At 51.0% G+C, this 13,830-nt stretch carries 10 protein-coding genes; 5 read left to right on the forward strand and 5 right to left on the reverse strand.

All coding sequences use genetic code 11. The annotated features are described in order from the left end of the window. Window positions 1–11 precede the first annotated feature (11 nt). The 3 genes from gtfA to FT643_RS06450 all read right to left on the reverse strand — a co-directional run bounded on the left by gtfA (window position 12) and on the right by FT643_RS06450 (window position 5,351). Entirely contained in the window at window positions 12–1,454 is a 1,443-nt protein-coding gene (gtfA, locus tag FT643_RS06440) for a sucrose phosphorylase (protein ID WP_156870345.1), read from the reverse strand. A 115-nt stretch (window positions 1,455–1,569) separates the two neighbouring features. Next, window positions 1,570–2,343, reverse strand: a complete 774-nt coding sequence (locus FT643_RS06445; RefSeq protein ID WP_156870347.1) for an alpha/beta fold hydrolase — start codon at window positions 2,341–2,343, stop codon at window positions 1,570–1,572. Continuing rightward, entirely contained in the window at window positions 2,340–5,351 is a 3,012-nt protein-coding gene (locus FT643_RS06450; RefSeq protein WP_156870349.1) for a DUF748 domain-containing protein, read from the reverse strand. The genes FT643_RS06445 and FT643_RS06450 overlap by 4 nt, the downstream gene beginning before the upstream one ends. Before the next feature lie 309 nt (window positions 5,352–5,660). Here FT643_RS06450 and FT643_RS06455 point away from each other — a divergent pair, with 309 nt between their 5' ends. Beyond that, window positions 5,661–6,257, forward strand: a complete 597-nt coding sequence (locus tag FT643_RS06455) for a penicillin-binding protein activator LpoB (RefSeq protein ID WP_156870351.1) — start codon at window positions 5,661–5,663, stop codon at window positions 6,255–6,257. On the opposite strand, the gene FT643_RS06460 is transcribed toward FT643_RS06455, so the two are convergent. Next, the gene (locus FT643_RS06460) at window positions 6,254–6,664 is read right to left on the reverse strand and encodes an ADP-ribosylation/crystallin J1 (protein ID WP_156870353.1); all 411 of its coding nucleotides are present in this window, start codon (window positions 6,662–6,664) and stop codon (window positions 6,254–6,256) included. The genes FT643_RS06455 and FT643_RS06460 overlap by 4 nt on opposite strands. A gap of 342 nt (window positions 6,665–7,006) precedes the next feature. On the opposite strand from FT643_RS06460, the gene pdsR reads away from it, so the two are divergent. From pdsR to FT643_RS06485, 4 genes are all read left to right on the forward strand, one after another. Then, window positions 7,007–7,708: a proteobacterial dedicated sortase system response regulator gene (gene pdsR / locus FT643_RS06470; RefSeq protein ID WP_156870357.1), complete on the forward strand. Its 702-nt coding sequence runs from the start codon at window positions 7,007–7,009 to the stop codon at window positions 7,706–7,708. A gap of 3 nt (window positions 7,709–7,711) precedes the next feature. Beyond that, on the forward strand, window positions 7,712–9,868 hold the full coding sequence (locus FT643_RS23865) for an ATP-binding protein (RefSeq protein ID WP_156870359.1): 2,157 nt from the start codon (window positions 7,712–7,714) through the stop codon (window positions 9,866–9,868). An 83-nt stretch (window positions 9,869–9,951) separates the two neighbouring features. Then, window positions 9,952–10,299: a PilZ domain-containing protein gene (locus FT643_RS06480; RefSeq protein WP_156870361.1), complete on the forward strand. Its 348-nt coding sequence runs from the start codon at window positions 9,952–9,954 to the stop codon at window positions 10,297–10,299. A 161-nt stretch (window positions 10,300–10,460) separates the two neighbouring features. Further along, the gene (locus FT643_RS06485) at window positions 10,461–10,826 is read left to right on the forward strand and encodes a hypothetical protein (RefSeq protein WP_156870363.1); all 366 of its coding nucleotides are present in this window, start codon (window positions 10,461–10,463) and stop codon (window positions 10,824–10,826) included. Window positions 10,827–10,943: 117 nt separating this feature from the next. Here FT643_RS06485 and FT643_RS06490 read toward each other — a convergent pair whose 3' ends face one another. Further along, window positions 10,944–13,823 (reverse strand): DUF349 domain-containing protein, encoded by a 2,880-nt coding sequence (locus FT643_RS06490; protein WP_156870365.1) that lies wholly within the window; start codon window positions 13,821–13,823, stop codon window positions 10,944–10,946. Between the last annotated feature and the right edge of the window lie 7 nt (window positions 13,824–13,830).

Below are 13,830 nucleotides of genomic sequence, written 5' to 3' on the forward strand. Positions count from 1 at the left end.
AGCCGTTTCACTTAACACTGATAGAACCGCTCCGTTAAATCCTTTTCGTCCAGGTATTGAATTTTGGCGGTGTTGTAATTTAAATCCACGAACACGTGACAATAATAATCACCGTGTCGCCACGCCATAGCAACACTGGAATCGTTGGAATAATTCAATTCAAAACGCCCCTGGAATGCCGGGTAGTTGCTACGGAATTTCATCAATTTTAACAGGCGCTGCACCACCGGTTGCTCTATCGCCTCGTCCACCTCGTCCATGGAATAATAGTGGCGGTTAATGTCACGCAGCTCTCCCGTGGCATTCATCAGATCCTCATCGTTACAGCCTGCTAACAAGCCAACGTAATACACCTGCGGAATACCGGGTGCAAAAAACTGAATGGCTCTGGCAGCAATATAAGCGTCGTCGTTTTGCATCAACGCATCATAAAACGTACAGGTTAATTGATAAATTGCTCCCACACTGTGTATGTTCGCCGCCGACCGCCGCAAAATAGGATCGGCACTACGCGCGTCTATATTATCAATCAGGATACGGATCTTCTCATCGGGCAACACCCCTTCCACATCCGGAATACAGATGCCGTCATGGGTATCCAGAACCGTCACCATATTGCGTGGACACATCCGCAACCATTGTTTCAGATAGGTGCTATTGGCATCCAGCAACGAATACAAGAGTAACGGCGGCAACGCAAAACCATAGGGATGCATATTGCGACGGCTGATGGCGTATTGATAGCTGGTATGGTCATGAACTTCCGGTAAACATTCCGCTCCGTACATCTGCGCTACTTCGTTAATCCAGTCCAGAATCCGGTACACATCCGGTTCCACCAAAAAGCAACTGGTACCAATACGCTTTGTGGTATAGCCAAATGCATCCAACCGCAAAAGTTTGACTCCTTTTGAAGTTAGAAAACGAATATAGTCTTCCATCAATTGATAGGTCAGTTCAGATTCGTAATTAAGGTCAATCTGGTTCTCGGTAAACGTGCACCATACCCTGTCCTTGGTACCGTCACCAAAGGTGACATCACGAAACGGTTCTTTCTCTTTTCGGATGTGAATTTTGGCAAGATCATCCGGTGTGATCTCACCGAAACGATTCACGTGCACAAACAACTCAGCAAATTCAGATTTAAATCCTTTCGCCATAAAATCTTTGAATTCTTCAGATTCATCTGAAATATGATTGACCGTTAGGTCCACACACAAATCGTATTTTTCTGCGATCAGTTGCACGTCGTCCCAATCGCCGTAAGCGGGATCCACTTCTTTATGAGTCAGCGGTGAAAAACCACCGTCTGCATTGGACGGAAAAAACGGAAGAATGTGCACACCGCCAATGGCATCTGATAGATGACGCTCGATCATGGTATGTAGGTCTTTCAGGTTGTTACCAATACGATTGGGGTAGCAAATCAGTTGGACAGCGTTGCGCAGAATCATCGTAAAACTCCTAAAACAGACATGCCTATTACCTTATAGACATTCAACAAAGGCTGCAAATTCGCGCCTCTCATGTAAGACCGCTGTCAGGTCGTTGGTTCAGCCGAATACGCAATCAGGTTACGTTTTTCCCGGGTTGTAATATCCAATTCTGTATCTGCTTGATTACCCATTCGGCATCATCTAATGGCAGGTCATGCCCTGCTTGGGGATGAACCCGCACAGGCCAGCCCCATTGTTCTGCCATTCGCTCTGTGCACACCGGATTCACCAAACGATCTTGAATGCTCTTTAATAGCAACACCCTGTTATGAGGTATCTGCTCCGGTGCACGGTATCGGGTCGCAGCCAACAATTGTCGCACCGCATTTTTCGTTGACGTCGGTTGCTCGCTTGCGTATTGCGCCCAGGTTTGGGCAAGCTGTGCTTTATCAGGGTACAGGTTACTGGAAATCCCTAAAATCAATCGCTCTTTGGCCTCAATACTACGCTGAAGAAAAAAGGTCTTTAGTATAGCGGGGTAGTTTTCCGGACGCAGACGATCGAACAGGGTGCCCATCCCGCGCAAAGATGAATTTATTATGACGGCAGCATTAATTTCATCGGGATAGCGTTTCATCCACTCTATACTCACCATCCCACCCAATGAAATAGCCAGCAGATTAACCGGCTCCCGCACGCCGTCCGCCTGCAACCGGGTCCGAGTGACGTCAACCATACCCCGGATATGCACCGGACTCGCGCAATGACAAAGATCGCCGTTACCCGGCAGATCCAAAAGATGTAATTCGGCCTCAGGAAAAGCCTGTTGAAATAACTGCGGAAACTGTTCCCAATGACGGTGCTGACGCACCAGTCCACGTAATAACACCCAGTGACGGGCCTTCACTTCGCCCCCAACTGCAAATTGACTACATTGCCGGTGAGCTGCTTGACACTGGTCTTATCCACAGATAAGCGCGTATGATCAAATTTCAAATCATCCACCAGATACTGTTTGATGGCGATAGCGCGCCGATCCGCCAGACTCAACAGGTCGCTGGTATCCACCGGCTGATTAGCCGCGACCTCGGAGTAAATCTGCTGATACAAGAGCGCTTCCAATTCGTCGCCACTCAGCTCCGGCTGCTGAGCTTTAATTTGTTTCTCCCGCTCAGACTCAGACGGCAGGTTCAGTTCTTCCGCGATCCGATTCAAAATTTTACGATTGCTTTTCACCTTCCACCAATCCTCATCGCCCGCGTCTTCCTGCAATTCCTCCAGTGATATTTTGCGTTGATCGGCCACCCGGTTCTGCACCATGATTTTTTGCAGGGGTTCTTTATCCTGAGCCGCTGATGCATTCCCTACAATAGTCAGCGTCAGCGAAGGTTTCTTTGTTAACGCTTCGGTTAACTGACGCAATCGCTCCTGGCTGGTTGCATCCAGCGTGTCCAGGCCGGGTTCGAATTCTATTTGCCCCATATCTTCACTGCCACCCGCAATGGAGCCCAACAAGCTAAAAGGGGATGCTGCCGCTTTTACAATGATATTCACAAAGGCTTTTAACACGACACCCGCAGCACTAAAGCCCGGATCATCAAGGTCCCCTGCGACACCCACGTCCAGATCGATGACGCCATCCAAATCCCGTAACAAAGCCAGCCCCAATGCGACCGGCGCTTTGATCGCCTGCTCGCTCTTCACCTTGTCCCCCAGATAAAGATCTTTAGCAACCACATTGTTTTTGCCTTTCAATTTCCGGTCCTGCAGACTGTAATCCAAATCCAGAGATAAATTCCCGCTGCGTAGATTGCTCCCTATATACTTTCCGCTATAGGGCGATAGTCCGGTCATTTCCAAACCCCGTAACTCACTGCTAAAACTAAACCCCGGCTGCTTATCAAGCGGGGCAAGATCCCCTTTTACCGAGAATGGTGCGTATTTATCTATTTTGCTTGTGAAAGTAAAGGGTGTAGGCGTGGTCTGCTGACTACCAATGCTATCAACATTCAGGTCCATATCATAAAGGCCAATTTTAAAAGCCGGTTTCTGGCTATGATCCGTAAAATGCGTAATACCTGACTTGATAGCCACCGCTTCGACCGAGTAATTCCAGGTGGCTTCCGCGCTGCCCTTATCTTCTTCGCTGGTTGTTACTGTTTGACTATCCGAGTCTGCTTTCTGCGGCGTGTCAGTGGATGGTTTCGTCAAGCCGGCAAGATTGAGTTCTGATTTATCGGACAACTCAACCCGTATATCCGGCTTATCCAGTTCAACCTTTGCTATTTTAATCGATTGATCCGAGCTGTTAACAATCGCTTTCTGAATGCCGAAATTCTGGAATGACACCACCGGTTTTCCGGTGCGAACGTCTTCCGCCTGAAACCCTTCGATCCCGGCATCCGCATTAACAGAAAAAGGTAAATCGTCCTTATTGCTAAACTGTGCATTGCCCTTGACTGATAGCGCGCCCTTTTCAATCCGCAGGTAAGTGGCTGTTTCAACGTATTCAGAAAAAGAGGGTAGATCCAGCTTGTCCAACTGATAATTCAGATCCATGTCGAAAGGTAATAACGTCATAACAACATCGGAACCTATCTTGCCGCTATCATCCAGTACCGCAGACAGGCTGGACTTCACCTTCTGATCCGGATCGAAGGTGAAGTTCTCCATATTCAGGGTAATATCGCTCAACGTGTGCGACTGGGTAATTTTTTCGTTCTGATCCGAAAAGTGAATGACGCTTTTCTGCAAGGAGGCGTTTTGAATCAGGATGTCCCAGGGAATCTCTTCCTTGTTGTCGTGATTTTCGCCTTTTTTATCTTTGTCGTGATACTCCACATTTTCGTCTGCGATTTTTTTAGCGAGTATCGGTTCATAACGGGGCTTACCGTCTTTATCCAGCCACAAGTTGCTGCTAACGCCTTCTATTTTCAGATCGTTAACAGTAAAGGATTGCTTTAACAGATCCAGACTGATGCCATTCACATCCAGCGACGACACACGAAATAAAGGGGGATCAACTACCTGATCGTCCAGTGCCAGCGCTGTCAATCCAATATGCCCCTGGTTTACTGATATTTCCAATTCCTGCTTTTGCTCAATCAGTATTTCAGAATCAAGGCTTAGCAATCCATTGCTGAGCCTCAATGGAATGATGTTATAAAGAAAATCACTGAAGGTAGCCAACTGGATCTGCTTTGCAGCGACCTTGCTCTCTACATGCAATGGATCCAACCGGTATTGACCACTCAGCTGAATATCGCCACCACCGGGAAATACGGCTTTTATATTGTATGGGTTTAAGTGTTCATCCCCGGTTGCGAGATATAAATTCTGTACCTCGATGGTGATGTCGTCCAGCGTGGAATGCGCCGGTGTTGCTCCGCTTAAGTCAGAAAACCGGAATACCCCCTGGTTAATGGCGGTACGAACCACTTCCAGTGCCAACCCGGCACCGTCCTCCTCGACTTGTTCCGTCTCCGGTTCTGCCGCTGCCTGCGCCTCGAGTTTTTCCAGAATATCGGTGAAATTGAGTCGTTCACCCTGCTTGACGATGTTGATCTGGGGTTGGTTCAGTTCAATATCCTGAAATCCGACTTCGAACGAGAGCAAGGATTTCCAGAAGCCAAAATCCACAACCAATTGTTTCCAGCCTACCAGTGGACGTTCAGGCTGGTCGGCTATCGCAAAATCGGTAACCCGCAAGGATAGCAAGAAGGGATTGAACTCAATGTTTTCCACACGGATATCGCGGCCGATCATGTCCGCCACGTCCGTCTCAACAACCTGTTTTAATTTATCAGGCAGGTACAGATACGATAAAGCGATATAGATGAGATAAACCAGGAGTATGGCAATTGATAGCCATTGGTACCAACGCAATTGTTTGAGCTTGCTTTGAAAAGTGTTCACAGGCACAGCATCCTTTGCTAGATAGATTATGCAGCATCGAATTACAAACTGTGCCCATTATACTGATTTAGCTAAAGCTTGTAGGATTTTCTAATGTGCGGGGGACGCTCACGCGCAATCCTGCACGGCAACCGGTTTAACCAAGCTGGACATACGCCCGAATACCCTCAATCGAATTGCAACTGCCACCTGCGGAAATTCGTGAGCACCGCGGAACTCATGTTTTCTTTCTCACTGCTCTTGATTGAGGCGATCAATCAGGAGAAACTTGGCCTTTCCAATCCCGAAAAGAATAAGTAGAGGGAATGAATGAATAAAACGTTTTTAACCTGTTGCGCAATAATCCCTATCCTAGTTTTGCAAGGCTGCACCAACACCGTAAAATACGACGACAAGCCCGCAGCAAAAACCGTGCATCAGGATTTGGGCACAGACACCCTTCAATCCAGCTCGTTATCGATGATGGAAACCCTGCTGGACGACAGCAAGGTGAAGAAAATCACCCAGAGCGGGCGCCCGCAATTGGCCGTATTCGGCATGATCAATTTCACCAACGACAAGATCGACCTGGCAACCATTAACGGCCAGCTGATGAGTGAGCTGAACAAATCAAATCGTTTCCGCTATACCGATATCGACACCATGGCGGAAGCTGGTATGGCTTGGCAAAACCGGCTATACACTCTCTTTGAGGAACCGGCATCAGCGAAGCAATTAGCCGATGCAGTCAATGCCGATTATTTATTGATTGGCGAGATAAGCAATGTCATCCGTACCGGCCCCAATAATAAGAGGGTGCTATATCGGCTGACACTAAAACTGCTGGACAAAGAGAAAGGCGCCTTCATCTGGCAGGACCAGCGCGAATTGTTGAAAAGTGAAAAAGACGTCGTATATGGTGTTTAATTCGCGACCAAGGCGCCAAATTGTTCGCGATTTACTGCGGCTTTGTCCTGCTTATACACCGCGATTACACTGATTTTACCCACGATATTGTCGTTCAAACAAGGCAAGCTCTGAGCCTCAATACGGTATTCCTGATGCTCAGGGCCTCCCATGCGGAAGATCGGTAAATCCTGCACAAACGATTGCCGCACCTCAAACATTGTAACGTACCCCACTCCGGAATTGCGCAGCTGCCAATGCCGCGCGATAAAGTGAGCGAAGGCTTCGTGTAATAACGGATAAAAAAACTTTTGGTTCGTTTTTCTATCTGGGAACCGACGACTTCCGGAATCCAGAATAGCCTGTAATTGCCCCGGCCCAATAGGTCTATAAAGCGAAATAGTCTGATTAAGGCAAGCTGTGTCCATACTGTCGACCTCAAATCTAAAACGCGATTGTAGAGGATTGAGCACGCGCTACCGTGACATAGCTCTCAGAATAGTTCTGACCCGGCGCTTGCATCGCACGAAATACGAATACCAGCATCGACAGTAATAACACAGTGGTATATAGGCGGTTATTCCAGTTAACAGGACGCATCTTTTTCTCTCCGGTTGACGGGTTTCTATAGGGAATTAAACGTCAACAACCTGTGCAAATTGCCGATACCCTCTGTCCGCAGAGAGGCCAATTGTGATGAATTGTGGCGATGGCTTTCCGATCCCGCGGACTGTTGTACACTTCAGGTAGTTAAGTTAAAGGATATTTGCATGCCTAAGCACATCGCGCTGATCGAAGATGAAGCCGCCATCCGCGAAAACTACAAAGCTTTTCTGGAAAGCCAGGGCTATCTAATCAGTTGCTATGCCTCGCGACCGGAAGCGCTCGCCGGCCTGGAACAGCAGATGCCGGATATGGCGGTGATTGATATTGGGTTACAGGATGAAATCGAAGGCGGCTTCGATCTGTGTCGCGAATTACGCCAGAAGTCTCCGCAATTGCCTATCCTGTTCTTGACCGCGCGGGACAGTGAAACCGATGCCGTTTCCGGCTTGCGACTGGGTGCCGACGACTATATTACCAAGGACATCGGCTTGCCCCATCTTTCTGCCCGAATTACCGCTTTGTTCCGCCGGCTGGATGCCATGCGCAATCCCGGCCAGGCTCCGGACTGCCTGCGACGCAATGAACTGGAGCTGGACATGGACCGCTTTCATGCCAGCTGGCAACGACAACCGCTGGATCTCACCCTGACCGAATTCTGGATCGTACACGCTCTTGCACAACGCCCCGGCCACGTTAAATCCCGCGATCAATTAATGGATGCAGCCAAAGTCTATCTGGACCAGAATACCGTCACCTCCCACATCAAACGCATACGCAAGAAATTCACCAAATTGGACCCGACATTCGACGCCATTCAAACCATGTACGGCGCAGGTTATCGCTGGCACACCCCGAACGGCAATTGATCGGTGGGACTCCGGACACAGTTATTGCTGGTTGCCCTTTCCACCGCACTATTACCCTGGGCGGGCTGCCACTATGTGCGGGAAATGGAAGACGCCTTGCGCCAGAATCAGGCCGCAGCGTTACTGGCAGAGTCGCGATTGTTATCCCGGATTGTGGCGCAACATGAATTTCCGCCGCAGCTCGCGTCGAGTGATGCACAACAACCGGTATTTTATACACCCCGCCGATATCAGCCGGTACAACTGGACGGCTACGACGACGATTGGCGAGGTCATGCCAAAGAACGTCTTCCGTTCGTAGCAGCCGGGTCGGCGGCTTCAGTCCTGTTGCACAAGGCGTTGCATCAAAACGCTTTGTATGTGTTGTTGCAGGTAAAACACAGCCCCATCCATTATCACAATCCGGGGTTCGCCTTCACTTACAGCGATCATGTGCGACTTCGGAGCCAAGGCGGCGGCGACCGCCTGGAATGGGTGTTTTTTACCAGCGGCCCCGGCCAGTTACAGGGTTATCAATGGCTAGAGGAAAGCAAACAGCTGCGCCCTGCACCCGGATTCAACGCCTGGTGGCAGGAAACCGGGGATGGTTTTACACTGGAGCTGGTAGCACCCCAGAACAGTTTGCTCGACAGTGTCGACATCTCCCTGTATCAGGTGCCCGATGCCCCATCACCAACGCCCGCTTCCTCTAGCACTCTTTACGATCCGATGGAGGACGAGTTTTATGGGGAACCCCGCCCGCAGCGAGCGCGACCGGTAGCAGGCACCCGACAACCGGGCCAGCCGCCATCACGCTGGCTGCAACCCTTGCCCATGTTGACCTCCGATCTTTCTGAGCTGCGCACCGATCAGCGGGACGCCGTTTTTATCAGCCCCCGTGGTTGGCCGCTATCGGAACAGCGGGATTTGCTGGATGAAACACTGGAAGTCAGCGAACCGAGCGATACCAACAGCCTGCTGCAAGCCGCCATCGCGCGCTTCTATCGTATGCTGATTGATGTACTCACCCCCCAAGGTAGCCAAAACCCCTGGCCCCTGAGCACCACTCAGCTGAGCAGCGCACAGTCTCGCATTGATCCGAATACCCTATTCGCTTCCGCGCAATCCATTGATCGCGCCAATGCCGGCTGGTATCAATTGCAGAGTAACCGGCAGTCCGCCTTGCTGACCAGTCAGCCGGTATGGCAGAACGGAAAGTTGCAGGGGTATCTATTACTGTCACAGACCAGTGACGCGCTCATCAGCCTGACCAATCACGCCCTGCGCAAGGTGACCCATCTGACACTCGCTGTGCTCGTACTCGTAATCGGCATACTGGTGTTGTTTGCCAGCTCATTGTCCTGGCGAATCCGCCGCCTGAAGCGAAATGCAGAAAGCGCCATCAGCCAGGAAGGCAAAATTCATACCTTCCGCGCCTCTTCCAGGCGGGATGAAATAGGGGATCTATCACGCAGCTACCAGGCATTACTACACCGGGTACACGGCTATACGGAATATCTGGAAACGCTGAACGGTAAGCTGGCCCACGAGCTGCGCACTCCTTTGGCCATCGTCAAATCTTCGCTGGAAATGCTGCATCACAACAACGGCGATGAACAATATCTGAAGCGGGCTGAGGAAGGGGCAGAACGCCTGCGACTTATTCTTTCGGCAATGAGCGAAGCCAGCCGGGTGGAACAAACCATTCAGCAAAGCGAGCAACAGCAGTTCGACCTTTCCGCACTGCTCAGTGAGCTGACGGAAGCCTACCGGCACACCTTTCCCGGGCATCAATATCGTTACCTGGCAGCGGCCGGTACCACGCCTGCCAGTGGCCGTCCTGAGCTGATTGCTCAAATGGTGGATAAACTAATAGAGAACGCCCGCAGCTTTGCTGATCCCGGCAGTGATATCGAAATTCAACTGTTAACGGAGCCGTTGCAACATCAGATCAGAATCATTAACCGCGGGCCGCTACTGCCCGCCAAGCTGCAGGGGCAACTGTTCGATTCGCTGGTTTCGGAGCGGTCGGTAAAACCCACAGGCGGGGCTCCACACCTGGGCCTGGGCCTCTACATCGTGCGCTTGATCGCGCAAGCGCACCAGGGCTTTGTACAGGCCGATAATTTGCCCGCGGGCGACGGGGTGGTGTTTTCCATCACACTGCCCCATTCCAGCTGAGAGCTGGCTCGAATGACGGGTCCGGTCTAGGCTTAGGAAATACTTCCAAACCTATGGCCCCCTGGTAATAAGAGCCCGAACCGATGACAAAAGAAGAAGACGACGACCGCCGCAGTACCCCCCGCGCCCCCATCGAAGATACCTTGTTCATCGAATCCGTCTCATCGAGCCAGATTAGTATTATTGAGCCTGTTACCGCCAGTACCGTCAACGCCTCTTACAGCGGACTGCAGGTCGAGCTCGATTTTGCGGTCCTTGAGCGCGCCGAAATCGCCCTTTGGATTAACGGCTCGGACAATCAGAACCGTACATTAATCAGCGGCTTAGTGCGCTGGGTCAGACCCACAGAGCGGGACACATATCTGGTGGGAATCGAGCTGGACCAGGAATCTGCACCGGCTATCAAGCAGTGGCTCGACAACATTTACTGACCCGGACACAGGGCGATAAATCGGAGCCGGACGGTCTGTTACCAACTTTGACCAAGCAATACTTGCATCGGTCCTCATGATCTAGTCACAATAACGACTGCCTTACAGGCGCTTATAAAAACAATATCCGTTATACGCTTTTGAGACTAAGAGAGAACCCCATGAAGACTCCGATTGCACTTGCCTGGATTGCGATTGCCGGCATCGGCATGCTAACCGGGTGCAGTAACCCTGTAACCAAACAGCAGGACGACCCCATAGTCACCACACTGATGGGACAACCTTCCAGCTTCGCCGAACAAAAGCTGGGTTTACCCAACCGACGCAACGAAACCAAGTCCGGGGCCGAGATCTGGGAATACCTGGATAAACAAAAGGGCATGGCAGCCAAAGACTGCAGTGTCACACTCTCCATACGCAACGACGTCATTGAAAATGTCATCGTCAACAGCAATGGACAATCCCTGCTTTCACTCGCATCGTCGTCATGCAAACGCATCCGCAGCTCACTGGCAAGCGAATACTGAAAAGTAAAAGCCGGTTACACTAACAGTCTAACCGGCTTTTCCGTGTTTTCCTCGGTGGGCAGCGCACGTTGCGGCTACCTTCTGGTGCGCTTGAACCGTGGTGAGCACGTAGGTCTATCAGCTTTGCAGGGACGACAGGCCCCGAACAAAACGCTGACTCAGACCGGTTCGTTCGCGGCTTGCTCCCACGGCACACCATTCCACCTGCAAGCGCTCAATCAGCTCACTACCCCCGGCCGCTACCCCACGTTGCACCAGACCGTCGGATAAGCGATCCACCTGCAACTGCATTCGACGTGCCCGATCCGGCTCTGGCGATTCCAGACCCGCAGCGATTTCCAGCCGGATGCATAAATCCCTTAGCAATTGGGTGTTTTCTTCCACCACCTCCGGAGCCGGAATACTATGGGATTGCAACGCTGCGACCACAGCGTCATAGCGGGCCTGCAGATTGGCTCCGGCTTCTTCCGGAACCGCCCACTCGCTTTGCCATTCTGATTCCGGAGCAGCGCCAAGGCTGTCGCCCTGCGCCGCAGATAACAGCGCCTCTTCCAGCTCATCGCAGATTGCGGCTTTGCGCCACAATTCTTTGAACCCCTGCTCGCGCTGCGCACTCTCTGCTTCTGCCAGGGCACGCTGGAATAACTCACTTACGCTTTTCAACCGGTTTTTTATCGCGTCCTGCTGTTCCCGGGGCACCGGACCCAAGCCTTCAAAGCGCTGCCGCAGTTGCCTGTATTCCTGTTGAGCAGAGGCTATGTCACGAAAATGGCTCTCGGCCAACTGCTCTATTTGTTCACACAAATGCTCGGCGTGAACCTGATTTTGCTCGCGCTCCTGCTGAACCACCTGGCGTTGCTGATCGCGCCGTGCAAATACCTGATCACAGGCCGCACGAAAACGTTTCCAAAGCCTGGCGTCATCCCGCCGCGCCACCATGCCAATGTCTTTCCATTGTTTTTGCAGCGTCTTCGCCTGTTCGATGGCATCATTCAGGTTATCCATTTCAATCAACGCTTCAACCGCTTCAATCAGGCTTTCGCGCTTTTTCTTGTTACGCTCAAACTCACCCTGCAATTTACTGCGCAATTGATCCAGCAAAGCGTTAAAACGATCCTGAACTTTCTTACCTTCTTTGCGTTCCACCGGCGTATAAAGCCGCCATTCGTTCTTCGCGGTCTCATACAATTCATTCACCGCTTTCCAATCGGCATGCTCCCAATCGTTCTGTTCTAAATAGGCCTGCAACTGATTACAAACATTCACCCGTTTATTGAGGTTGTCCTGACGGGTTTCCGACAATTGTTCGAAATACGCCTTACAGGGTTCATAAGCGACATCCGCGGCTTTACTGAACCGCTCCCATAACTCCTTACTTCGCCCTCTATCTGCCTCCCCCAATTCACGCCACTCATCCTGCAATCGGCGAATGCGTGTGGACAGGGCCTGGGGATCTGATTCTGATCGTGGCAATGCTTCCATATCGCGAATCAGCTCTTCTTTCTTCGGGGTTGCTACAAAGCCCTGCCAGTCACGTAGCTCATTCACTTTGAGCGTCAGTTCACGCAATTGCTTCTGATGATCAGCCGCCACTTTAATTGGCAAATGCTTTATTAGCTGATTGGCTTCTTTCAGCAGCCGGTTGGCCGATTTCAAATGACCCTGCTCTATTTCAGAGCTCAATTCCACAAAGCGAGATTTAATATTTTCAATCGCTTCTTGTTCAAGCTGCTTGGCTTTACCATGCAGACGTTCATGATGGTCCAGTGCCTGTTGGTGAAGTTTAAGGCATTCAGGCCAGGCCAACTCCTCCGGCCACACCAGATCCCCCAATGACGACTGCAATGCTTTTTGTTTTTTCTGTAAGGCCGCCATGGTTGCATCTTTGAGCTGCAAAACGCTTTCAGCGGTGCTGCGGATTTTAGCCTCACGCTCGCTGAGCTTGCGTACGGCATCCAGCGCCCGCTGCAACAGGCCGTGAATACGCAGAAAACGGTTACGCTCATCGGCGGCCGGTTCAATCACGTTCGCGGCTTCATCCCACCGGGTTTTCTGGGTATTCAGCAAAGCCTGCAGTGCCGGGATATCTGAAGGATCCAGCACCGCGATCGAGCCCAATTGTTTAACCGCTTCTTCCAACTGTTCACAGGCCGCCATTCGTTCCTGCAAGGCTTCCCGCTGATGGCGGGTTTCTTCTTCCAGTCGATCCTGTTCGTTGTGAACGTCGTCTAAGGTGATTTTGCACAATGTATACGCGCGATTAAAACGCTGTGTGGCTTCGTTATCTGCATGGTGCTGCAGTCGTCGCCACAGTTTCTGGTAATGCTCCAATTTCGGGCCGTACAAGTTATCGTAGGGCAGTCGTGCCAAGGTTTCCAGATTATGGCAAAGTTCACTAATCTGTTGCTCCAGGCTCGCTTCCTGTTGCTGCTCTGCACGCAACTCATTTAATTTTTCTTTGCAAATGCGCCAGACACTTTTATCCTTGCCTTTGCTCGCTTTTATAACCCGTTCCAGCCCGTCTTCACTCTCGACAAGCTGTGCCGCCCGCTGGCGCAACACGGTGACCGGCAATTTCACCGCAAAGCTTTCCAGCACCGATTCCGATTTAATATTATCGATCGCCAGACTGCTCAATAGCAGATTATCTGTATGCTCAATCAAGGCAGACAGTGAGTTGTCGTCCAGCCCACCCACCAGTTCCTGCAGCATGGGATCGATACCGCTGTTACCGTCAGGTAAAACCGCAACCAGATGCTCGATCGCCGAAAAACGCACACTGCTGTCCTTCTCCAGACCGATCAGGCTGATCAGCTTTTCGCTCTGGGGAATACGCTTGATCGCCGCCAGCCGCACATCTTTCTCCAAATCGCCTTTCGCCATCAACTCGATGACATGGAAATCATTGGAGTCGCTGATATCCATATTTTGCAGGGCCTGGATACGAACCTGGGGTTTCGCACTTTGCCATTTTGGTTTGAACAGTTTTTTGAACATAATCGTA

The sequence above is a fragment of the Ketobacter sp. MCCC 1A13808 genome (genome assembly GCF_009746715.1).
Lineage (GTDB): Bacteria > Pseudomonadota > Gammaproteobacteria > Pseudomonadales > Ketobacteraceae > Ketobacter.